Below are 21,771 nucleotides of genomic sequence, written 5' to 3'. Positions count from 1 at the left end.
CGTCAGAAGTAGAGGCCGCTCCGCAGCAGGTAACCCTGGATGGCGGAAACGGCGATGGTGGCGGCGGTGATCAGCAGCAGCACCACCAGGGGCGAAAGATCGATGCCGCCCAGGTTCGGCAGCAGCCCGCGCACCCGGCGCAAGGCGGGTTCCGTCACCCGATAGAGGAAATCCGCGATGGTCCAGACGATGCGGTTGCGACCGTCCAGCACATTGAAGGACAGCAGCGTCTGCATGATGGCGGCCAGAAGCACCGCCCACCAGAAGAGGTCGAGACCCGCCCGGAGCAGGAAGAAAACGGCATCGAGCAGCATCTGCGACCCCTGGCGTGATGCGCGGAACCTAGTGGCGGGACGGCCGGCGAACAAGGGATTGCGGGCGTGGCGGCTTTCTCGCCCCGCTGTGCGCCCCCCCGCTTGACACCTGCCAAGGCCCCTTCCATAACCCGCGCCCTGCGGTGGACGGGGGTGTAGCTCAGTTGGTAGAGCGCGTCGTTCGCAATGACGAGGTCAGCGGTTCGATCCCGCTCACCTCCACCACGCCGCAGCTTTCCTTCTGACAATGTGGTCTACCAGTATCTCGGGTCGCTAAGCGGCGCTTGGCAAGGCCTCTCCGGTTTGTTTCGATGGGCGCCGGAGCCCTTGCCGCATGTCCGCCAGACCGTCCCGTGATGCTGCCACGCCATGGCCCTGAGGCTGCGCGCGCGCCATGGCGGGGCGAAGGTCATTCCCCTTGTGCTGCGAGATGGTCCACGGACGGGCGGGCTGCTGGTGGCCTTGCTGTTCATCGCCTTCGGCTGGATGTCGCTGCATGTCTCAGCCGATTCGCAGGCCGATGGGATGTCCTGGCTCCCTCCTGCCGTCGGCCTTTTCATGCTGGCCGGCGCCGCCTGCCTCCTCTGGCAGGGCTTTGCACCGAGACGGGAGGAGGTGAGGATCGCCCCCACAACCCTGTTCGTTCGGCTGCAGAGCGGCCGGTACGAGGCCGCCTGGACGGAGATCGCCGACATCACCGTGCATGACGTCCCGTTTTGGCAGCGGGACCAGGGAAGCCAGCCGCGCGTGACGGTGCGCCTGCACGCCCCCTCCGGTGCGCCGCTGGAATGGCTGACGATCCTCGACGTCTATGAGATCGGCCGCGCGGAGCTCGCCGCCGAACTGCGCGCCGGCCTGGCGGCGGCCCCGCCTGCCACCCAGCCCCGGACCTATGCCACCGCGGCCGTCGTCATCGACCGGCGCGACGAATGGCTGATGCGCTTCGGCGCCCTGTTCGCACTGGCGCCGCTGCTGCTCGGGCTGGCGATCCTGCTCCGCGCCTGGCTGCGTTAAGTTTTGCCCTGACTGGGACACAAGCAGGGTTCCAGACCCCGCGCGATGCTGCTTTCATGTCCGGACAACCTGCGCGGGGTCCCGACATGCTGCGTCGCCTTATCCTGCTCGCCGGCCTCGCGCTGGCGCCCCTCGCCCCCGCACTGGCTCAGACGGGCGCGCCGACCGCCTGGCCGGACCGGCCGATCCGGCTGATCCTGCCCTTCGGCCCCGGCGGCCTCAGCGACGGCGTCGCGCGGCTCGGCGCGGAATGGCTGACGAAGCAGCTCGGCCAGCCGGTGGTGGTGGACAATCGCCCGGGCGGCAATGGCGTCATCGGGATGGAGGCCGTGGCCCGCGCCGCGCCGGATGGCCATACGCTGCTCGGCGCCAGCGCCTCCCACCTCGTGGTGCTGCCGCTGATGCAGCGCCTCAGCCTCGACCCGCAGCGCGAATTTGCGCCCATCGCCATCACGGCCGCGAGCCCGCTGGTGCTGGTGGTTTCGCAAAGCCTGGGGCCGACCAATCTGGGCGAATTCATCGCGCATGTGCGGGCGCGGCCGGGGCAGCTGGACTATGCCTCCGGCGGCACCGGCGGGCTGAGCCACCTGGGCATGGCCTATCTGCTGCAGCGCCTCGACCTGCGGATGGAGCATGTGCCCTATCGCTCCGGCCCGCTCGCCATGCAGGACATCCTGGGCGGGCGCATCCATGTCTATCTGGGCAATGCGGTGGAGGTGCTGCCGGCGCTGCAGGGCAATGCCGTGCGGCTGCTGGGCGTGACGGGCGCCACGCGCAACGCCGTGCTGCCGGATGTGCCGACCATCGCGGAACAGGGCCAGCCGGGCTTCGAGGTGACCACCTGGAACGGCCTGGCCGCACCCGCCGGCGTGCCGGAGGCAGTGCGGGAGAGGATCGCCACCAGCCTGCGCGCCGCCTGCCAGGATGCGGATTTTCGTGAGCGGCTGATCCGCCTCGGCACGGACCCTGTGTGCAGCACGCCCTCGGAAATGGCCGCCTCCATCCAGCGCCTGACGCCGGTGATGCGCGACGCCATCCGCCTGTCGGGCGCGACGGTCAATTGAAGGGCTCCAGAATGACGGAAAGTGCTGCGGAAATCTTCCTGCGCCAGCTCGGCGCCTGTGGCGTCGACTGGTTCTTCGCCAATGGCGGCACCGATTTCCCGCCGATCGTCGAGGCCTTCGCGAAGCTGGAGGGCAGCAACCATCGCCTGCCGGTGCCGATGACGGTGCCGCACGAGAATGCGGCCGTCGCCATGGCGCATGGCGCGTATATGATCACCGGCCGGCCGCAGGCGGTGATGGTGCATGTGAATGTCGGCACGGCGAATACCATCAACGGCATCCTGAACGCGGCGCGCGACCACACGCCGGTCTTCGTGCTCGCCGGCCGCACGCCCTATGCCGAGAAGGGCCGCCACGGCGCCCGCACGCGCCACATCCACTGGGCGCAGGAGATGTTCGACCAGGCCGGCATGGTGCGGGAGGCGGTGAAATGGGATGGCGAGCTGCGCCAGCCCGACCAGGCCGCGGACCTCGCCACGCGCGCGCTGCACATCGCCATGACAGCGCCGCGCGGCCCGGTCTATGCGACGCTGCCGCGCGACACGCTGGCCGCGCCGGCCGGTGCCGCGCGCGTCGATGCCAGCCGCGCCGCGGTACCCGCGAAGCCGCTGCCGGACCCCGCCGCGATGGCGCAGGCGGCGCAGTGGATCGCCGAGGCGCAGCGGCCGCTGATCATCACCTCCGCCGCCGGGCGCACCCGCGAAGGCTTCGATGCGCTCAGCGCCTTTGCGAGTCGCTTCGGCGTGCCGGTGATCTCCTTCACGCCCCGCTTCGTCAATATCGCCGCCGACCATCCCATGCATCTCGGCTACGAGCCCGGCCCGCTGCTGGCGGAGGCGGATTGCGTGCTGGTGGTGGATACCGACGTGCCCTGGATCCCGCATCTGCAGGGGCCGCTGGAGGATGCGCGCATCATCCACCTGGGCGAGGACCCGCTCTTCACCCGCTACCCGATGCGCAGTTTTCCGACCGACCTCGCCATCACCGCGGAACCGGCCACGGGGCTGAACGGCATCGCCGCGGCGCTCGATCCGCTGCTGCAGGCAGACAGCGACGTGGTGCAAACGCGTTTGCTGCACTACGGCGCCATGGGCGCGGCGCAACGCACGGCCTGGGCGGCGCAGGTGGCGCAGCCGCCGGAAGGGCCGATCACGCCGGAATGGATCAGCCACTGCATCGCGGAGGCGGTGGGGCCCGACGCCATGCTGGTGAACGAATACCCGCTGCGCCAGACGCATTGCCCACGCACCCGGCACGGCAGCTTCTACGGCCAGTCCACCGCCGGCGGCCTCGGCTGGGGTTTCGGGGCCGCGCTCGGCGCCAAGCTGGCGGCGCCGGAGCGGCTGGTGGTGGCGACACTGGGCGACGGCGCCTATGTCTTCAACAACCCGACCGCCTGCCACTGGGTCTCGGCCGCGCACAACCTGCCGCTGCTGGTCGTGGTCTTCAACAATGCGATGTATGGCGCGGTGCGCAATTCGACGCTGGCCATGTATCGCGACGGCGCCTCGGCACAGCAGGGCGGCACGCTGCTGGCCGATCTCAGCCCGGCCCCGGCCTTCGAGAAATTGGCCGAGGCCAGCGGCGGCTATGGCGAACGGCTGAGCGTGGCGGCGGAGCTGCCGGCGGCGCTGCGGCGCGCGGTGGATGTGGTGCTGCGGGAGAAGCGGCAGGCGCTGGTGAATGTGGTGTGTGAGTATTAGGGCGGCTGGGGCTTAAGCCCTCTCCACCCAAAAAGGGGGGGGGGGGAGAGGGCTTTTTCGGCAAGTCCTCAGCCTGCTAAAGGCGCTTCATCAGCGCCATCGCCGCATGCGGCGCCTTCGGCTTGAAGCCGTTGATCATGAAGACGAAGACCTCGCGGGATTTCGGCGGCTTCGTCTCCGCCGGTGCCAGTAGCGGAAGATCCTTCGGCGCGCCGCCCTTGGCCCAAACACGCGCCCGATCGGCCCATAGATCCAGCACCGCCTCCGGATAGCCCAGCGCCTCCTCCTCCGATGCGTTCTGCAGCCGCGCATAGACGAAGGGCGCGGTCACGTCTTGGATCGCCGGATGCGTCGCGCTATCGGCCACCACCACGCCGATGCCGTAGCGGCGCAGCAGCGCGGGAAATTCCGGCACGCAAAAGCTTGGGTGGCGCACCTCCACCACATGCCGCAGCGCCACCCCGCCCTGCGTCTTCGGCAGCAATTGCAGAAAGGCTTCGAAATCCTCGGGTTCGAAGGCCTTGGTCGGCAGGAACTGCCAGTTGATCGGACCCAACTTCGCCTTCAGTTCCGTCAGCCCGCTGGCCAGGAAGCGCGCGACGGAGGCCTCCGCTTCCGCCAGCACCTTGCGGTTGGTGGTGAAGCGGCTGGCCTTCAGCGAGAAAACAAAATCCTCCGGCGCCTCGTCATGCCAGCGCGCAAAGCTTTCCGGCTTCTGGCTGCCGTAATAGGTGCCGTTGATCTCGATGGCCGTCATCTGGCGGCTGGCGAAATGCAGCTCCTGCTTCTGGGGCAGGCCCGCCGGGAAGAAATTGTCGCGCCAGGGCGCGAAGGTCCAGCCGCCGATGCCGACGCGAATTCTGCCCGCCATGCCGTCCCCCATCCCCGTGCCGCAGGCTGCACCATGCGGCGCGGAATGCCTCACCACATCAGCGCGACCGGCGCCAGCGCCTGGCCGCGCCGCGCGCGCTCCACCGGCGGCAGCACATCGGCGGAGGGCCAGAGGCCGGAGGACAGCGCCGCCGCATAGCCCTCCGGCAGCCGCGCCGCGCGCATCGCCGCGGCGGCCGCCGCATGGTCGTAATCCAGCGGCAGAATCTCGACGCCCAATCCGTCGGGCCCAGGCGTCAACACGGAAAACCAGACGCGCGGCGTGCCGTCATCCGCCGGCATGCCCACCGCGCCGGCATTCAGCCACAGCGCCTCGCCCACCCGCCGCGCGAAGGGGATGCCGCAATGGCCGGCGATCACGCCGTCGCAGCCGGTGGCCGCGATCTCCGCCGCCAGCACAGCCTCCGGCGCCGAGGCGAACAGGAAGCGGCTGATCTCCGCCGCACCGCCATGCAGCACCGCCAGCCGCCGCCCGTCGGGCAGTGCCACCTCGATGCGCTTCGGCAAGGCGCGCATCCAGTCGCGCTGCGCCGAAGTGACCTGCGCATTGGCATGGGCATACCAGCTGCGGCTGAGCAGGTCGCAGGCGGTGCCTTCCGCAAAACCGCAGCCGCAATCCTCGGCCGCCTCGGCCAGCTGCTCCTCGCAATTGCCGGCAATGACGAGAATGCCGCTGTGCATGACCAGGTCGCAGCAGGCCGCCGCATCGGCGCCATAGGCCACCACATCGCCGGTGCACACAGTGCGCGCCGCCGGAATGCCGCGCCGCGCCGCTTCCGCCAGCACGGCCTGCGTCGCCTGCAGGTTCGAATAGGGCCCGCCGAAGACCAGCAGCGGGCCATCGAGCGCGATCCTCATGCGAGACTCCTTCGAAGCGCGGCGCTGATCCGATCCGCGGCCAGGGTCAGCCCCACCACCACCAGCAGCAGCGCGAAAAGGCGGTTGAAGTCCAGCAAGTCTACCGCGTTCTTCAGCTCCTGCCCGATGCCGCCGGCGCCGACCAGCCCCAGCACGGTGGAGGCGCGGATATTGAACTCCCAGACATAGAGCAGCGCGCCCGCCGTCTCCGGCAGCGTCTGCGGAACCAGCGCGTGGCGGGCGACCTGCAGGGGCGTGCCGCCGACGGCGCGGATCGCCTCGGCCGGGCGCGGATCCGCTGCCTCCAGCGCCTCCGACCACAGCTTCCCCAAGGACCCCGCCGAATGCAGCGCCACGCCCAGCATGCCCGCGAAGGGCCCGAGGCCCACGGCCGCGACGAAGATCAGCGCGAAGACGAAGCCATCCACGCCGCGCAGCGCATCCAGCAGCCCGCGCGCCGGCTGGCGCAGCCAGGCCGCCCGTACCACCGGCCGCGCCGCCAGCACCGCCATCGGCGCGGCCAGCAGCGCCGCCACCACGGTGCCGAGCGTCGCGATCCCCACCGTCTCCGCCGCGCGGCGCGCGATATCGCCGGGTTCGGAGAAATCCGGCGGCCAGGCCGTGCCGAGCCAGCCGGCGAGCTTCGGAAACCCCGCCGCCAGCCGCGCCGGGTCCGGCCCCACCACCCAGACGGACCCCGCCAGCAGCGCCGCGAAGGCCAGCCACGCCAGCCGCCTCACGCGTTGCGCAGCCTTCCCAGCGCGCGGCCCGCGGCCGCGATGGGGGCGTAGGTTTCGGAGGTGGCGGGCACCCAGCCGGTATAGTCGGGCGGCAGCATCTCGGCCGTGCTGGCCATCGCCGCCTCCGCCAGGGCCGTGCGCAACTCGGCCGGCAGGCCGCGCCGCACGGCGAGCGCATCATTCGGCAGCGGGTCGCTGCGCCACACCACCTTCACCTGCTCCGGCCGCACCCGTCCCGCCGCCTGCATGGCGGCCAGGTTGCGGTCGTAGTCGGTGGCGAGGTCGACCTGGCCATTCGCCACGGCGATCACATTGGCCGCATGGCTGGCGCCGTCGCGGTAGCGGAAGTAGGTGCGCGGATCGATGCCCTGGCGCAGGAACCAGTGATGCGGCACCAGCCAGCCGCTGGTCGACCCCGCATCGGCGAAGGAGATCGACAGGCCCCGCGCATCCTCCGGGAAGCGCGCGATGGGCAGATCGGGCCGCGCCAGGATGATGGCGTGGTAGGTCGGGCTGCCACGCCAGAGCACCATCGCCACCGCTTCCGCCCCCGCGCGATCCTGCGCCAGCACATAGCCCCAGGGGCCCATCCAGGCGCAATCCACCTGGTCGCTGCCCAGCGCCACGGCAATGCCGGCCCAGTCGCCGGTGACCGACAATTCGTGCCGCCGGCCCAGCCGGTCCGCCAGATGCGCGAAGAAGGGCGCGAAGGCGCGGCGGGTGTCGCCCGGCGTCGGCTGGAAGGGGCCGACCGCGAAGCGCAAAGGCGGCGCCTGGGCCAAGGCGGGGGCGGCCAGCAGGGCACCGCCGGCCAGCAGGCTGCGTCTCGCGATCATCGTCACGTCCCCTTCGTCTCGAATCGCGCCTTCAGCGGAATCGCCGCCAGCGACAGCGCCGCCAGCCCCAGCAGCGCGCCGAGGATCTGCGGCGTCAGCACGCGGCCCACATCGAAGCTTCCGCCGGCCTCCAGCACCTCGCCCAGCCCGGCGCCGGCCAGGCTGAAGACGGCGGTGGCGGGGATGATGCCCACAAAAGTCGTCAGGACGAAGACCGGCAGCCGCACGCCGGCGAAGGCCGGCACCAGGTTCACCAGGAAGAAGGGAAACAGCGGCACCAGCCGCAGCACCAGAAGGTAAGAGGCGGCATTGCGCCGGATACCCTCCGCCAGCCGGCCCGCCATGGGCCCCAGCCGCTCCAGCGCATCGGCCCCGAAAATGCGCCGCGCCAGCAGGAAGACCAGCGTGGCACCCAGCGTGGCCCCCAGCACCGTCAGCGCCGTGCCCGCCAGCGCGCCGAAGAGGAAGCCGCCGGTGAGGGTCAGGATCACCGCGCCGGGGATGGAAAGCGCCACCGCCGCCGCATAGGCCAGCACGAAGCCGGCGGCGGCCAGCACGGCATGTTCCGCCACCAGCCCCGTCAGCGCGGCCCGATGGCGGGCCAGGGTGTCGAGGGAGAGGTCCGGCAGCAGCCCGCCCCAGCGCAGGGCCAGCAGCCCCGCCACCACGGCCAGCACCACCCACACCCTCCGGTCACGCAGCAGGCGGGTGACGGACATGGAGGCTCCTCGAACGGGGCGGCGCGGCGGGATATGGGGCTGCGGCCCGCGCCAGCAACCGCCCGCCCCTGGCTTCGCCCCGCCCCGGCCGGCGGTTACGCCCCTGACGCTGGGCGCCGGCCCGCCCCGAGCGGCAGGCCGCACCTGATCGACGTCTCCGACGCGAATGTCTGGGACCTGACGGCCATCGCGGCGCTGGACCGCGTGGCACGGAAGTTCCGCGGCAGGGCGTGGCGGTGACGATCATCGGCCTGAACGCCGCCAGCGCCGCGCTGGCGGCGCCGCACTGAACCGCTATTCGTTCAGCCCCTTGCCCGGATAGGGATGCGTCGCCATCCAGTGCCGCGCGATATCCACCCGCTTCGCGATCCAGACATCGCGCCGCTGCATCATATGGTCCAGCAGCCGCTTCAGCCCGGCGGCGCGGGCCGGATGGCCGATCAGGCGCATATGCAGCCCGACCGACATCATCTTCGGTGTCCGCGCGCCTTCCTCGTACAGCATGTCGAAGGCATCGCGGACGAAGCCGAACCACTGCTCCGCATTGCCGGTCTGCATGTTGTACTTGCCGTCATTGTTGGTCAGCGAATAGGGCACCACCAGATGGCCCTTGCCTTCCACCGTCACCCAGAAGGGCAGTTCCTCCCCGTAGTAGTCGCTGTCGTAGAGAAAGCCGCCATGCTCGTTCACCAGGCGGCGGGTGTTCACGGAAGGCGAGTAGCGGCAGTACCAGCCATCCGGCTTGCGGCCCAGCGTGCGTTCCAGGCTGGTGACGGCGCGCGCGATATGTTCGCGCTCCTCCGCCTCGCTCAGCTCGTAATGCTTCACCCAGCGCCAGCCATGGCAGCAGATGTCGTAGCCCGCGGCGCGGATGGCGGCGGCGGCTTCCGGGTTCTGTTCCAGCGCCAGGGCGCAGGCGAAGATGGTCACCGGCAGGCCGCGTTCCTGGAACAGCCGGTGCAGCCGCCAGAAGCCGACGCGGCTGCCATATTCGAACATGCCTTCCGCCGCCAGGTCGCGGCCCTTCGGGATGGGCGCGCCGCCATGGGACTCGGTATGGCCCGTCTCGGTATGCGCCTCCCCATTCTGGATCGAGGGTTCGGAGCCCTCCTCGTAGTTGATGACGAAGTTCACCGCGAGCCGCGCGCCGCCCGGCCATTGCGGGTCCGGCGGGTTGGCGCCGTAGCCGACATAGTCGCGCTTCACCTCATAGGGCATGCCGGGTCTCCGATCGGGCATCTGCGAGGGGCGCAGCCTAGCTCCATTCCGATGTCCTGGGCAAAATGGCCCTCCCATGGAACAGGAGACCCGCCGCATGCGCCTGAAGGACAAGGTTGTCGTGGTCACCGGCGGCGCCTCCGGCATCGGCCGCGCCATCGCCATCCTCTTCGCGAAGGAGGGGGCGCGGGTCGCCATCGGCGACGTGACGGAGGCGGTGAAGGAAGGTGGCGCCCCGACGCGGGAGGTGATCGCGGCCGCAGGCGGCATCGCCCGCTTCCATCATTGCGATGTCTCCGTCTGGGCCGATGTGGATGCGCTGGTGACGGCGACCGTTGCCGAATTCGGCCGGCTCGACGTCATCGTCAACAATGCCGCGACGCTCGGCCAGGCTCGCCCGCTGCTGGAGACGACGGAGCAGGACTGGGACCAGGTGATGGCGGTGAATGCCAAGGGCGTGTTCTTCGGCTGCAAGCGCGCCGTGCAGCAGTTCCTGACCCAGCCGCTGGTCGGCGATGCGCGCGGGCGCATCGTCAATATCTCCTCCCAGCACGGCATGGTCTGCGCGCCGGGCAAGATCGCCTATGGCACCGGCAAGGCCGCCGCGGCCTATATCACCAAGCAGGTGGCGGTGGACTATGCCGAGCAGGGCATCATCTGCAATGCCGTGGCGCCGGGCCGCATCCTCACCGGCAAGCCCCTCGGCGGGCCGGGCTCCGACGCGCTGGAATACTCCCATGCCCGCACGCCGATGCCGCGCCTCGGCCGCCCCGGCGATATCGCCAGCGCGGCCCTGTTCCTGGCCAGCGAGGAGGCCAGCTACATCACCGGCCACAACCTGATGGTCGATGGCGGCTGGATGGCCTATTGAACCGGCGTATTGGCGCCGAGCCCCGCCAGCTGCGCCGCATTGGTGCTGACCATCTTGCGCACATCCTCCTCGGAATAGCCGATGGACAGGCACAGGCCGATGATCTGCCGGAAGCCTTCCACCGGCAGCGGCGCATTGGTCTGGCCGAGGTCGGAGCCGAAGAAGGTGCGATCCACGCCGGCGGCCTCGATCATCGCCTTCAGGAAGGCCTCGTCATAGACCTTCATGCGGTTGGGGATGAACATGCAGATCGAATGTTCGATCCAGGCGCCCATGCCCACCAGTTCCTTCATGTCGGAGAGCGAGGCACCCACGGTGTAGCTCGGGTGGTTCACCAGCAGGCGGTTGCAGCCGCGCTTCTTCGCCTCCTCGAACAGCGGCCAGACCTCGCTGATATGCAGGTGCCCGCAGGACAGCACCACGTCATGCTCGGCAACGATGTCCAGCACCTGCTTCACGGGGTCCAGCAGATCGCCCCTCGCATCCAGAACCGATAGCGCCACCTGCTTCAGCATCTTGCCCTTGGTCGGCAGCAGCGACTTGCGATGGCCTTCGCGGATATGGTTGGCGGCGGAGACGGTGGGCATCCAGACCACCTTGGCACCGCACTTCACCGCGGGCTCCACGGCGAAGGGGTTGATGCCGCCGACGGAGTTGTTCAGCACGATGCTGCCGATCGGCTCCGCCCTTGTGGCCTTGCCGCCTTCCTTCAGCACATCGACGAAGGGGCCGGTGGGGTAGTAGTGGTCCTTGAACAACACGGCGCGCATGCCCGCGGCGGCGGCCTGTTCCAGCGCCTGCTCGTGGTTCAGCGCGCGCGCCATGACGGAAGGGCCGCTGTGGCAATGCAGGTCGATGGCGCCCTGCATCAGGCGGTCGATCCGGGCGGTGTCTGCGTGTGACATGGTTCTGTCCTTCCTTCAGGCCAGCGCGCGCATCTCGGCGAGCGCCTTGCTGGCGGCCTGCTTCATGAAACCCTGGTCGGAGGCGTAGACGAAGGCGGTGGCGCCGATTCTGGCCAGCCACTCCGCCTCCTTCATCCCGCCGACGAAGACCATCACCGGCTTGCCGGCGCGCTTCGCGGCGCCGGCGATGCGTTCCACCGCGTCGCGGATCGGCGGCGCGTCGTTGGTGGCGGCGCCCATCGCCGCGGTCAGGTCGCCGCGGCCGATGAACAGCGCATCGATGCCGGGCGTCGCCGCGATGGCGTCGATCTCGTCCAGCGCCTCGGGGTCCTCGATCTGCGCGACGACGGTGGCGGCGGCATCGGCGGCCTCGATGTAGTCCCACATCCTGCCGCCGCCATAGCCGGCGGCGCGAACGCTGCCCGAATAGCCGCGCTTGCCGCCACGATAGCGGCAGGCGGCCGCGACCTGCGCGGCCAGCGCGGCGCTGGCGACATGCGGCACCAGCACGCCGGCGGCGCCGCAATCCAGCACGGACAGCAGGTGGTGCGGCGCCGGACTCGGCACGCGCACCAGGCCGGCGGCGCCGGTGGCGCGGGCGGCGAACAGCGCGGCATCGGTGGCCGCGCGGTCGAAGGGCGAATGCTCCTCATCCACCACGACGAAGTCGAAGCCGATGCCGCCGAGGATTTCCGTCGCGTGCAGCGTCGGCGTCTTGATGAAGCTGCCGACCAGCCGGTCGCCACGCGCCAGCCGCGTGCGGAAATTTGCGTCAATTGGCATCACGGGATCCTGCGAAAGCAGCGTTGACGGAAAAGGGATGTTCCGTTAATCGGAACATGATCCTGTTGATAGAAACTTGTGCCGTCACGGCGCCAGCTGTCAAGCAGCGGGAAGGAGCACGCCCATGCCGCGCATCGACGGACCCAGCCGGGGCGAGGGTCTGCAGGCGGTCGCCATGGCCTTCCTGATCCTGGAACACCTGGCCCGCCACCGCGGAGATGCCGGCGTGACGGAACTCGCCCGCGCGCTGGAGACGACGAAAAGCCGCATCCACCGCCACCTGCGCACGCTGCTGGAGGCCGGCTACATCGTGCAGGTGCAGGACCGCTACCGCATCGGACACCGGCTGGTGACGCTGGGCCGCGCCGTGGCGGAGAATTTCGACCTGGCCACCATGGCGCGGGAGGAGATGCGCACGCTGCGCGACCGCGTCGGCCAGACCGTGGTGCTGAGCCGCGCGGAGCCACTGGGCGCCGTGGTGCTGGCGACGCTGCCGGGCGAAGACACGATCGAGATCTCGGCCAAATCCGGCGCGCTGATGGCGCCGCATTGCACGGCGCAGGGCAAGCTGGCCCTGGCGCATGCGGAGCCGGCGTTGCGGGAGCGCGTGCTGCTCTCGCGCCTCGACCTGCGCACGCCGCATACCATCACCGATCCCGACCAGCTGCGGGCGGAGCTGGAGCGGATCCGCGAACAGGGCTGGGCCACGGCGGCGGAGGAGAGCCTGGTCGGCGTCAATGCCCTGGCCGCGCCGATCTTCGAAGGCGGCGGCGGCATGGTGGGCGCCATCGCGCTGCTCGGCTCGATCCAGTTCATCCGACGGGACCCGGCGGCGGAGCAGATCCGCCAGGTGCAGCAGGCCGCGGCGCGGATTTCCGCACGCCTCGGCTGGGCGCTTGACAGCGCCAGGGGCTGACAACAAGACTGCTCCGTCAAAAGAAACACTGTCTCGTTCCACAGAACAAGACGGGCTGGAGCAGACGCCATGGCCTATCACGCCTCCGACCCCCGCGCGGCCCTCGCCCCGGCCAGCGGCGCCAAGCCGACCGAGGGTCCCTATGCCCCCGCCGACTACGCCAAGTTCTACAAGACCGCGCCGCAGTTGCAGGCCGATGGCGCCCGCACCTGGCTGGTGCGCGGCCGGAATTTCGTCATCGCCTATTCCGAGGTCGAGGACGGCGCCGTGCTGACGCGCCACAACCAGCCGGACGAATATGTGCTGCTGCTGCCCGATCCGGGTCTGTCGGCCACCATCACCGCGCGCGGCGAGACGAAGACCGTGGAGGGCCATTCGCTGGCCTTCATCCCGCCCGGCGACAGCCGCATCACCCTGTACGGCAAGGGCCGCATCACGCGCCTCTTCACGCCACGCGCCGCGGACCTGGCCGCACAGTGCAGCAATGCCGCGAACTACCTGGAACCCGACCCGCGGATCCCGCCGATCCAGGACTGGCCGACGCCGCCGGACGGCTTCCGCATCCGCAGCTACACCCTGGACGTGCCGAAGACGCCGGGGCGCTTCGGCCGCATCTGGCGCTGCACCACCTTCATGGTGAACTACCTGGACCCCGCCGCCGGCCCGCGCGACATCCGCAAGCTGTCGCCGCATCACCACGACGATTTCGAACAATGCTCCCTGGTGCTGAACGGCTCCTACACCCACCACATCCGCTGGCCCTGGACGCCGGACCAGACGCATTGGCGGGAGGATGAGCACGAGCTCTGCGGCGCCCCCTCCGTCACCGTCATCCCGCCGCCCAGCATCCACACCTCCCGCGCCGAGGAGGCAGGGCAGATGGTCGATATCTTCTGCCCGCCGCGCCTGGACTTCTCGAACAAGCCGGGCTGGGTGCTGAACGCGGACGACTACCCGATGCCGAAGGACTGACGCTTGGGACATCAGCCGGAGGTCGGCCGGCTGCCCTTGAACAGCGGCCGCGTGGTGCGGGCGGCATAGCGCCAGCGGCCATCCGCGCCACGCACGCATTCATCGGTCACGGCACCGATCAGGATCGGCGGCTCCGAGGCCAGCGGCGCCACGCCGTCCTCGGCATAGAGGCACATGGTCCATTCCGCCGTGGCGTGGTCTGCATCCCGCACGATGACGTGGAAGTTGTGGATCAGGTGGCGCGCCACGCGCTCCCCCCGCCCCTCGCGCTCGGCATAGAAGCCGCGGATGGCGTCGCGGCCGACCCGCGCCTTGTGGCTGGTGGTATAGACGCCGTCCTCGGTGAAATGCTCGTGCGCAGTGCGGCCCCAGTTGGAATCCACGTCGCGCCAGAAGGCGATGTTCAGCATCTCCAGCTCCTGCCGGATGCGCAGCGCATCGAATCCCATGCCCTGGTCCATCCCTCTCACTCCACCGAGATATTCGCGGCGGCGATGATCGGGCGCCACAGCTCGACCTCCGCCACCATGCGCCGCGACAGTTCGGCCTGCGTGCCGCCCAGCGGCGTCAGGCCCAGCGGCTGCAGCAGGGACCGCGTCTCGTCCAGCGTGAGATAGGCATTGCTCGCGGCGTTCAGCTTCTCCACCGCATCGCCCGCCATGCGGGCCGGCCCAAGTAGCGAGATCCAGCCCGTGGCGCGGTAATCCGCGATTCCCTGCGCCTGCACCGGCGGCACGCCCGGCAGCTGGGGAATCGCCTCGGCGGAGGTGACGCCGAGCGCCCGCAGCGTGCCGGCCTGGATATGCGGCAGATAGGTGGTGACCAGGTCGATGCCCATATCGACCGCTCCCGCCAGCAGGTCGTTGGTCAATGGCGCGGAGCCGCGATAGGGCACCAGGTTCAGCCGGATGCCCGCGCGATGCATCAGCAGCTCGATCGCCAGATGCGCGGCGGAGCCCAGCGGTGGCGTGCCGCAATTCACCTTGTCCGGATTCGCCTTCGCATGAGCGATCAGCTCCTGCACCGTGCGATAGGGCATCTGGCTGCGCGCCGCGATCACGATCGGCAGTTCCGCCAGCAGCGCGATCGGCGTCAGGTCGGTGCTCGGGTTGAAGGGCATGGACTTGAACAGCAGCGTGTTGTTGGTGATGGGGCCGTTGGTCGTGACCATCAGCGTATGGCCATCGGCCGGCGCGCGGGCGACGGAGGCGGCGCCGATATTGCCATTGGCGCCGGATCGGTTCTCCACCACGAAGGGCTGGCCGAACTGCTCCGAGAAGTAGCGCGCGACGGACCGCGCCAGCACATCGGTGGACCCGCCGGCCGGCCAGGGTACCACCACCGTCACGGGCCGGCTGGGCCAGGCCTGGGCCGCGGCCGGGCGCGTCACGGCAAGCGTTGCGGCGCCAAGCGCGAAGGCGCCGATCTGGCGCCGCGTGAGGCTGGTCATGGCGATCCTCCCTTTTTTCATTGGCCGAAATACAGGCGCATCGGCGTCTCGCCGCCGATCAGCCGGCGCGTCGCGGCATCCGGCACCCAGTCGTGCAGATCGGCGATGGTCTGCGCGTAGCTGACGCGATCCTCGAAGGCGGCGAAGGGCCAGTCGCTGCCCCACATCAGCCGCTCCCCGCCCGAGACGCGCAGCAGCGCCTGCGCATAGCTGCGCGCAGCGGCCGGCGACGGCATGCGGAAACCGCCCGACATCTTCACCCAGGTGCGGCCCCGCTCCACCGCCGCCAGCAGCGCCTGGAAGCCGGGGCAGTTCACGCCAAGCTGCTCGTCCGGCTTGCCGAAGTGGTCGATCACCAGCTTCACGCCGGCGCCTTCCACTTCCTGGATCACCTGCGGCAGCATCGGGCTGCTGACCAGCGTGTGCACATGCCAGTCCAGGTCCCGCACGCGCCGCAGCAGCAGCCGGTATTCCGGGCTGGTGAGGTCCGGCGGATCCGGCACGCGGCGGAAGAACAGGCGGATGCCGACGACACCATCGGCCTTCATCCGCTCCAGCGTGTACATATCCGTCTCCGGACGCACGAAGACCGTGCCACGCAGACGCTTGTGGCGGCGCAGCGCGCGGATGACGTAGTCGTTGTACTGGCCATGCAGGCTGGCGGCCGCGATCACGCCGAAGCCGATGCCGTGCCGGTCCATCACCTGCAGGAAATCCTCGGCGGAGGCATCCTCAGGTGGCTTGTGCCAGGCCCAGGAGGTGAGCGGCATGTCCTTCAGGTAGAGGTGGAAATGCGTGTCCACCAGGGGTGAGTCCTTCATTCGCGGGGGATTCCTGCGGCTGCGACCATGCCCTGCCAGAGCGGCACCTCGGCGCGCATCCGCGCCGCCAGCACCTCCGGCCCATCCAGCAATGTCTCCGCACCCAGTTCCGCCATGCGGTCCGCCAGCACGCCCTGGCGCAGCGGCAGGAGTTCGCGCATCACCGTCGCCACCGCCTCCGCCGGCAGGTCGCGCGGGGCGAAGAGGCCGAACCACAGCTGCACGCCCTCGTAGCTGGGCACGGCCTCCGGCATGGCCGGCGCCTCGGGCAGCAGGGCGCTGCGCGTCGCGGCGCAATTCGCCAATGCGCGCAGCCGCCCGCCGCGGATATGCGCCAGCACCTCGATGGGGCTGAGGAAGCCGCTATCGACCTCGCCCGCCAGCAACGCCGTGGCGGAAGGCGAGGATCCGCGATAGGGCACGTGCAGCAGATCCACCCCCGCGCGCAGCTTCAGCAATTCGCCGGCGAGATGCACGGTGGTGCCGATGCCGGCGGTGCCGAAGCTGATGCGGCCCGGCGCGGCGCGCGCCCGCGCCAGATAGTCCGGCAGGTCCTTGACCGGCGAATCCCCGCGCACGACCAGCAGGATGGGCGAGGCGGTGGTCATGCTGATGGGCAGCAGATCCGCCAGCGGATCGAAGCCCGGATCGCGCTGCAGCGCCGGCAGGATGGCGACGGCGGAGGTGGTGTGCAGCAGCGTGTGCCGGTCCGTCGCCTGCGCCACGCTGCGGATGCCAAGCGCACCGCCGGCACCGGACCGGTTCTCCACCACGAAGGGCTTGCCCAGCTTGCGCGCCAGGTGTTCGGCGATGATGCGTGCGGGAATATCCGTGGTGCCGCCGGGCGCGAAGGGCACCAGGATGCGCGTGGCACGGCTGGGCCAGGCTTCCTGCGCCGCCAGCGGCGCGGCGATGCCGGCCAGGCTTGCGCCCAGCAGCGCACGGCGCCGGATGGCGGCGCGGCCTCGATCGGCAGCCGCTTGGGGGGCGGACGGCATGCATTTCCTCCACGGCGCGTCAGGCCGCGCCTTGCGATGCAGCCTAGCCACTCCGCCCGGCCCATCCAGCGAATCGATGGCCCATTCCGCATCCCGGAACCGGCCGCCGCGGCCGGCATCGCCGCCGTTTCGCCATGCTAGGGGGCAGCAGCGCAGCAGGGAGCGATGGCATGCGGGTGATCGAGATCAGGGGCCAGGGCGGGCCGGAGGTGCTGGCTCTGGCGGATCGCCCTGTGCCGGCCTGCGGCGCGGGGGAGGTGCTGGTGCGCGTCGCCGCCGCGGGCGTGAACCGGCCCGATGTGCAGCAGCGCAAGGGCCTCTATCCGCCGCCGCCGGGCGTCACGGATATCCCCGGCCTCGACATCGCGGGCGTGGTGGAGGCGGTGGCGCCGGACGTGGCCTGGCCACGCCCGGGCGATGCCGTCTGCGCCCTGGTCTCCGGCGGCGGCTATGCGGAGTTCTGCCTGGTGCCGGCGGTGCAATGCCTACCGGTGCCGCGCGGCTTCAGCTTCGTGCAGGCGGCGACGCTGCCGGAAGTCTTCTTCACCGCCTGGAACAATGTGATCTGGCTGGGCCGGCTGGCGCAGGGCGAGACGCTGCTGGTGCAGGGTGGCACCAGCGGCGTGGGGCTTGCCGCCATGCAGATCGGCGTGCAGCTGCGCGGCGCCACGGTGCTCGCCACCAGCAGCAGCGCCGCAAAGCAGGCGCTGTGCCGGGAGATGGGGGCGACCGGCGTGGTGGATTATCGCGCGGCGGATTGGGCGGCGCAGCTACGCGCCCTGGCGCCTGGCGGCATCGATGTGATTCTCGATTCGCAGGGCGGCGACTATACGCAGCAGGAGATGAGCCTGCTGGCCCCCGATGGCCGCCTGGTGCTGATCGCCAGCCACCGCGCCCCGAAAGCCGAGATCAGCACGCGGGAGATCTACATCCGCCGCCTCACCCTCACCGGCTCCACCCTGCGCTCCCGCCCGGCCGCCTATAAGGGCCGCATCGCGCGCGAACTGGTGGAGCAGGTCTGGCCGCTGCTGGAGCAGGGGCGCATCCGCACGCATATCTGCGGCATCCATCCGCTGGAGGAGGCGGGGCGCGCGCAATCCGTGCTGGACGCCAATGCGCAGATCGGCAAGCTGGTGCTGACCGTCTCCGACCTCGCGGAGACGGTGCCGGAACCCAGGCCCTGAACGAACCGCCGGTCCAGTCCGTGCTGCGCGCCCTGTCCATCCTGCGGGAGCTGAACAGGCAGCAGACCACGACCGTGGACCAGCTGCACCGCGCGACCGACCTGCCCAAGCCGACGGTGATGCGCCTGCTCGGCACGCTGTCCGCCGCCGGGCTGGTGGCGAAGGGGGAGCGCGGCATCGGCTATCGCGTCACTTCCGATGTGCAGCTGCTCAGCGCCGGCTTCCATGGCGGACCGCTGGTGGCGGAGGCGGGGCGCCCCTGGGCCGCGGATCTCACGCGCCGGCTGCGCTGGCCGGCCGCCATCGCGGTGCGCGACGGGGCGCGCATCCTGATCGCCGCCAGCACCGCGGCCAGCAGCACCGTCTCGCCCTTCCATGCGACCATCGGCATGCGCCACAGCCTGGTGACGCGCGCCCTCGGCCGCGCCTATCTCGCCTTCTGCCCGGAGGCTGAGCGCCGCAGCCTGCTGCGCCTGCTCGCCACCGCCCGCGATCCGGAGGACAATCCGCCGAACCTGCAGCACGTGGTGCGCGGCATCGTCGCCACGGTGCGGCGCCAGGGCTATGCGCTGCGCGACCCGAAGGTGGAGCCGCGCTCCTCCAATACCGTCGCGGTGCCGATCCTGCAGGGCCATGCCGTCGCGGGCACCATCGGCCTCAGCTTCTTCCGCTCCGCCGTCAGCCCGGCGACCCTGACCGGGGAGTTGGTGCCGGCGCTGCAGCAGGCGAGCCGGGAGATCACGGCCGCGCTGCAGCGCCTGCACGGCCCGCCACCCGCCTGACTTTCCGCGCTGCGGAATGGGGGCAGAAGCTCCTTCTGCCGCGGGGCGCCTGCGCATTAGCGTCCCGCACGGAAAGCCGAGGACATGTCATGCGGGCCCAGACTCCGGAGGAAGACCTGCGCCTGGCGCGCTTCGAGGTGCCGGCGCTGGCCTGCGATTCCCATTGCCATGTCTTCGGCCCCGCCGCCCGCTTTCCCTATGCCGCCAGCCGTCGCTATACGCCGGAGGACCGGCCGAAGGAGGTGCTGGCCGCGCTGCACCGCCGCCTCGGCCTGGGCCGCGCCGTCATCGTGCAGGCCAGCTGCCACGGCACGGACAATCGCGCCATGGTCGATGCGCTGCACAGCGATCCCGCGTGCTATCGCGGCGTCGCCATGATCGACGATGCCACGACGGAGGCCGAGCTGTCGGAGATGCATGCGGCCGGCGTGCGCGGCCTCCGCTTCAATTTCATCAAGGCGCTGGGCGGCGCGCCCGACATGGACCTGTTCCACCGCGCGGCGGATCGCGCACGGCCGCTCGGCTGGCACATGGTGATGCAGCTGCAGGGCGATGGCGTGACGGAGATGGCGCCGCTGATCCGCGCGCTGCGCATGCCGGTGGTGATCGACCATATGGGCCGCGTCGATCCCACGCTGGGCACCGATGGCCCCGCCTTCCGCGCGCTGCTGGCGCTGCTGGGGGATGAGCGCATCTGGGTGAAGCTGAGCGGCGCGGAGCGCATGACGCTGTCTCCCTTCACGGCTGCGCTGCCCTTCGCGCGCGCGCTGATGCGGGCGGCACCGCACCGGGTGCTCTGGGGCACCGATTTCCCGCATCCGAACCTGACCACGCCGGTGGATGAGATGGAGCTGCTGAACCTGGTGCCGGATTTCGCGCCGACCGCGGAGGATCGCCAGCGCCTGCTGGTGGACAATCCCGCGAGGCTCTACGGCTTCTGAGGGCGATCACCATGCCGGCCGTCGATTGCCACGCCCATGCCTTCGACCTCACCCGCCAGGGCTGGGGCGGCGACCGCGGCTTCGATATCGCGTCGAACGAGCTGGGCACCGCGCCGCAATTCCTGCACATGCTGGCGAGCCACGGCTTCACCCATGGCGTGCTGATCAATCCGCTCGGCGGCTATGGCGCGGACAATACCTATATGCTCGAAGCCATCGCCGCAGCCGGTGGAAGGCTGAAGGGCGTGGCGTTGCTGCCGGATGCGACGGCGGAGGCGGAGGTCCATCGGCTGGTCGAAGGCGGTATCGTCGGCATCCGCTTCAACCTGGATTTTCCCACAAGCCCGCCGCTGCGCGCGCACGCCCTGGCGCGGGCGCGGGAGGCCGGCTGGTTCGTGCAGATCCACTACCATCACGGCGAGAGCTTCACTGCCGCCATCCCCCTGCTGCGCGCGGCGGGGCTGCCCGTCATCATCGACCATTCCGGGCGGCCCGAACTGCCGGGCGGGCTGCAACAGCCTGCCTTCCGCGCGCTGCTGGATTTCGGCCGCGACAGCGATGCGGTGATCAAGCTCTCTGGCGTGTTCCGCTTCAGCGAGACCGGATCCCCCTATGTCGACACGGACCCCTATATCGCCGCGCTGATCGAGGCCTTCGGCATCGACCGCTGCATCTGGGGCTCGGACTGGCCCTTCCTGCGCGCGACGTCGCGCACGGATTTCGGGCCGCTGCTGGCGGCGCTGCACCGCGTGGTGCCGGATGCGGCGGATCGCGAGCGGGTCCTGTGGCGCAATCCGGCGCGGCTGTTCGGCATGCAGGGAGAAGGCAGATGATCCTCACACGGCGCAGCGCCCTGGCGGCGGCCGGCCTGCTGCTGGGCGCGCCGGCGGCGCGGGCGCAGGCCTATCCCAACCGCGCCATCCGCGTCATCGTGCCCTATGCCGCCGGCGGCGCGGACCAGTTCATCCGGCCCTTGCAGGCGGGGCTGAACCAGGCGCTCGGCCAGCCGGTGGTGATCGACTCCGTCACCGGCGGCGGCGGCTCCATCGGCGCCAATCGCGTGCGCAATGCGGCCGCGGATGGCTATACGCTGCTCTTCGCCGGGACCGGCGCGCTGACGGCGGTGCCGCGGCTGCAGCGGCTGAACTATTCCATCGCGGATTTTGCGCCGATCGCGAATCTCATCGCCATTCCCTATGTGCTGGCCGCCCGCCACGGCGCGCGCTTCACGGATTTCGAAGGCTTCCTGCGGGCAGCGCGCGCCAGGCCGGAAGGGCTGAGCTACGGCACGCCGGGAATCGGCAGCACGCCGCATCTGGTGGCGGAGGCCATGGCCAAGGCAGCGGGCGTGAAGCTGCTGCACGTGCCCTATTCCGGCGTGGCGACCGCGGTGGTGGCGCTGCTCGCCGGTGACATCGACCTGGTGATGGGCGCGCCCGGCAATATCATGCCGCTGGTGGAGCGCGGCGTGGTGCCGCTGGCGCAGACCGGCACGCGCCGCATCGCCGTGCTGCGCGACCTGCCGACGCTGCGCGAGGCGGGGCTGGAGGTGGATCTCGTCACCCGCTTCGGCTTCTTCGCGCCACGCGGCACGGATGCTGCGGTGATCGACCGCTGGTCCCGCCTGCTGCTGCAAGGTGGCGCCGACCCCGCCTATGCGCAAACGATGCAGCGCGCCTTCAACGAGGTGGAACTGCTCGATCCCGCGCAGTTCCAGACCTTCCTGGCGGCCGAGGATGCGGCGACGGCGCAGCTTCTGGCAGCCCTGAACCTGACGACCGGCTGAGACAA

At 70.3% G+C, this 21,771-nt stretch carries 24 protein-coding genes and 1 tRNA gene; 12 read left to right on the top strand and 13 right to left on the bottom strand.

Annotated features, from left to right (window positions below; translation table 11 throughout):
• Positions 1 to 2: 2 nt before the first annotated feature.
• On the bottom strand, positions 3 to 314 hold the full coding sequence (locus ACTIF1_RS16755) for a YggT family protein (RefSeq protein ID WP_439597591.1): 312 nt from the start codon (positions 312 to 314) through the stop codon (positions 3 to 5).
• A 149-nt stretch (positions 315 to 463) separates the two neighbouring features.
• On the opposite strand from ACTIF1_RS16755, the gene ACTIF1_RS16750 reads away from it, so the two are divergent.
• From ACTIF1_RS16750 to ACTIF1_RS16735, 4 genes are all read left to right on the top strand, one after another.
• Positions 464 to 539 (top strand) — tRNA-Ala (locus ACTIF1_RS16750).
• A gap of 144 nt (positions 540 to 683) precedes the next feature.
• Entirely contained in the window at positions 684 to 1,328 is a 645-nt protein-coding gene (locus ACTIF1_RS16745; protein WP_439597590.1) for a hypothetical protein, read from the top strand.
• 86 nt (positions 1,329 to 1,414) lie between these two features.
• Positions 1,415 to 2,392: a tripartite tricarboxylate transporter substrate binding protein gene (locus ACTIF1_RS16740; protein WP_439597589.1), complete on the top strand. Its 978-nt coding sequence runs from the start codon at positions 1,415 to 1,417 to the stop codon at positions 2,390 to 2,392.
• 11 nt (positions 2,393 to 2,403) lie between these two features.
• Positions 2,404 to 4,095: a thiamine pyrophosphate-requiring protein gene (locus tag ACTIF1_RS16735; RefSeq protein ID WP_439597588.1), complete on the top strand. Its 1,692-nt coding sequence runs from the start codon at positions 2,404 to 2,406 to the stop codon at positions 4,093 to 4,095.
• A gap of 76 nt (positions 4,096 to 4,171) precedes the next feature.
• On the opposite strand, the gene ACTIF1_RS16730 is transcribed toward ACTIF1_RS16735, so the two are convergent.
• From ACTIF1_RS16730 to ACTIF1_RS16705, 6 genes are all read right to left on the bottom strand, one after another.
• On the bottom strand, positions 4,172 to 4,966 hold the full coding sequence (locus tag ACTIF1_RS16730; RefSeq protein WP_439597587.1) for a DUF72 domain-containing protein: 795 nt from the start codon (positions 4,964 to 4,966) through the stop codon (positions 4,172 to 4,174).
• A 50-nt stretch (positions 4,967 to 5,016) separates the two neighbouring features.
• Positions 5,017 to 5,844: a metallophosphoesterase family protein gene (locus ACTIF1_RS16725; RefSeq protein ID WP_439597586.1), complete on the bottom strand. Its 828-nt coding sequence runs from the start codon at positions 5,842 to 5,844 to the stop codon at positions 5,017 to 5,019.
• Positions 5,841 to 6,584: a phosphonate ABC transporter, permease protein PhnE gene (gene phnE, locus ACTIF1_RS16720; RefSeq protein ID WP_439597585.1), complete on the bottom strand. Its 744-nt coding sequence runs from the start codon at positions 6,582 to 6,584 to the stop codon at positions 5,841 to 5,843. The genes ACTIF1_RS16725 and phnE overlap by 4 nt, the downstream gene beginning before the upstream one ends.
• Positions 6,581 to 7,420, bottom strand: a complete 840-nt coding sequence (locus tag ACTIF1_RS16715) for a phosphate/phosphite/phosphonate ABC transporter substrate-binding protein (protein WP_439597584.1) — start codon at positions 7,418 to 7,420, stop codon at positions 6,581 to 6,583. Before ACTIF1_RS16715 ends, phnE begins: the two co-directional genes overlap by 4 nt.
• 2 nt (positions 7,421 to 7,422) lie before the next feature.
• A complete protein-coding gene (locus ACTIF1_RS16710) occupies positions 7,423 to 8,139 on the bottom strand; it encodes a TVP38/TMEM64 family protein (protein WP_439597583.1) in 717 nt (238 codons plus the stop codon).
• A gap of 294 nt (positions 8,140 to 8,433) precedes the next feature.
• The gene (locus ACTIF1_RS16705) at positions 8,434 to 9,378 is read right to left on the bottom strand and encodes a polysaccharide deacetylase family protein (RefSeq protein ID WP_439597582.1); all 945 of its coding nucleotides are present in this window, start codon (positions 9,376 to 9,378) and stop codon (positions 8,434 to 8,436) included.
• A gap of 55 nt (positions 9,379 to 9,433) precedes the next feature.
• Between ACTIF1_RS16705 and ACTIF1_RS16700 the strand changes: the two genes are divergently transcribed.
• Positions 9,434 to 10,228, top strand: coding sequence for an SDR family NAD(P)-dependent oxidoreductase (locus ACTIF1_RS16700; RefSeq protein ID WP_439597581.1), 795 nt, complete (start codon positions 9,434 to 9,436; stop codon positions 10,226 to 10,228).
• On the opposite strand, the gene ACTIF1_RS16695 is transcribed toward ACTIF1_RS16700, so the two are convergent.
• Positions 10,222 to 11,133, bottom strand: a complete 912-nt coding sequence (locus ACTIF1_RS16695; protein ID WP_439597580.1) for a DUF6282 family protein — start codon at positions 11,131 to 11,133, stop codon at positions 10,222 to 10,224. The two genes, ACTIF1_RS16700 and ACTIF1_RS16695, sit on opposite strands and share 7 nt — an antisense overlap.
• Before the next feature lie 15 nt (positions 11,134 to 11,148).
• Positions 11,149 to 11,916 carry an HpcH/HpaI aldolase family protein gene (locus ACTIF1_RS16690; protein ID WP_439597579.1) on the bottom strand — a complete coding sequence of 256 codons (768 nt, stop codon included), beginning with the start codon at positions 11,914 to 11,916 and terminating at the stop codon, positions 11,149 to 11,151.
• Positions 11,917 to 12,040: 124 nt separating this feature from the next.
• Here ACTIF1_RS16690 and ACTIF1_RS16685 point away from each other — a divergent pair, with 124 nt between their 5' ends.
• Positions 12,041 to 12,832, top strand: coding sequence for an IclR family transcriptional regulator (locus ACTIF1_RS16685; protein WP_439597578.1), 792 nt, complete (start codon positions 12,041 to 12,043; stop codon positions 12,830 to 12,832).
• Between the two features lie 69 nt (positions 12,833 to 12,901).
• Positions 12,902 to 13,804, top strand: a complete 903-nt coding sequence (locus ACTIF1_RS16680) for a hypothetical protein (protein WP_439597577.1) — start codon at positions 12,902 to 12,904, stop codon at positions 13,802 to 13,804.
• An 11-nt stretch (positions 13,805 to 13,815) separates the two neighbouring features.
• On the opposite strand, the gene ACTIF1_RS16675 is transcribed toward ACTIF1_RS16680, so the two are convergent.
• From ACTIF1_RS16675 to ACTIF1_RS16660, 4 genes are read right to left on the bottom strand one after another with little or no spacing between them, the layout of a single operon-like run.
• On the bottom strand, positions 13,816 to 14,265 hold the full coding sequence (locus ACTIF1_RS16675) for a nuclear transport factor 2 family protein (protein WP_439597576.1): 450 nt from the start codon (positions 14,263 to 14,265) through the stop codon (positions 13,816 to 13,818).
• Positions 14,266 to 14,270: 5 nt separating this feature from the next.
• Entirely contained in the window at positions 14,271 to 15,254 is a 984-nt protein-coding gene (locus tag ACTIF1_RS16670) for a Bug family tripartite tricarboxylate transporter substrate binding protein (protein ID WP_439597575.1), read from the bottom strand.
• 17 nt (positions 15,255 to 15,271) lie between these two features.
• Entirely contained in the window at positions 15,272 to 16,075 is an 804-nt protein-coding gene (locus ACTIF1_RS16665) for an amidohydrolase family protein (protein ID WP_439597574.1), read from the bottom strand.
• Positions 16,072 to 17,073 carry a Bug family tripartite tricarboxylate transporter substrate binding protein gene (locus ACTIF1_RS16660; protein WP_439597573.1) on the bottom strand — a complete coding sequence of 334 codons (1,002 nt, stop codon included), beginning with the start codon at positions 17,071 to 17,073 and terminating at the stop codon, positions 16,072 to 16,074. Before ACTIF1_RS16660 ends, ACTIF1_RS16665 begins: the two co-directional genes overlap by 4 nt.
• Positions 17,074 to 17,243: 170 nt before the next feature.
• Between ACTIF1_RS16660 and ACTIF1_RS16655 the strand changes: the two genes are divergently transcribed.
• The 5 genes from ACTIF1_RS16655 to ACTIF1_RS16635 all read left to right on the top strand — a co-directional run bounded on the left by ACTIF1_RS16655 (position 17,244) and on the right by ACTIF1_RS16635 (position 21,766).
• Positions 17,244 to 18,257, top strand: coding sequence for an NAD(P)H-quinone oxidoreductase (locus ACTIF1_RS16655; RefSeq protein ID WP_439597572.1), 1,014 nt, complete (start codon positions 17,244 to 17,246; stop codon positions 18,255 to 18,257).
• Between the two features lie 20 nt (positions 18,258 to 18,277).
• Complete coding sequence (locus ACTIF1_RS16650) at positions 18,278 to 19,039, top strand: IclR family transcriptional regulator domain-containing protein (RefSeq protein WP_439597571.1); 762 nt, start codon at positions 18,278 to 18,280, stop codon at positions 19,037 to 19,039.
• Between the two features lie 89 nt (positions 19,040 to 19,128).
• Positions 19,129 to 19,980: an amidohydrolase family protein gene (locus ACTIF1_RS16645; protein ID WP_439597570.1), complete on the top strand. Its 852-nt coding sequence runs from the start codon at positions 19,129 to 19,131 to the stop codon at positions 19,978 to 19,980.
• Between the two features lie 11 nt (positions 19,981 to 19,991).
• Positions 19,992 to 20,813, top strand: coding sequence for an amidohydrolase family protein (locus tag ACTIF1_RS16640; protein ID WP_439597569.1), 822 nt, complete (start codon positions 19,992 to 19,994; stop codon positions 20,811 to 20,813).
• On the top strand, positions 20,810 to 21,766 hold the full coding sequence (locus tag ACTIF1_RS16635) for a tripartite tricarboxylate transporter substrate binding protein (RefSeq protein WP_439597568.1): 957 nt from the start codon (positions 20,810 to 20,812) through the stop codon (positions 21,764 to 21,766). Before ACTIF1_RS16640 ends, ACTIF1_RS16635 begins: the two co-directional genes overlap by 4 nt.
• Positions 21,767 to 21,771 lie beyond the last annotated feature (5 nt).

The sequence above is a fragment of the Falsiroseomonas sp. genome, assembly GCF_051860665.1.
In the GTDB taxonomy this organism is placed as follows: Bacteria; Pseudomonadota; Alphaproteobacteria; order Acetobacterales; family Acetobacteraceae; genus Falsiroseomonas.
Note: the sequence above shows the minus strand (reverse complement) of the source record. Positions and strands in the feature narration are given on the sequence as shown.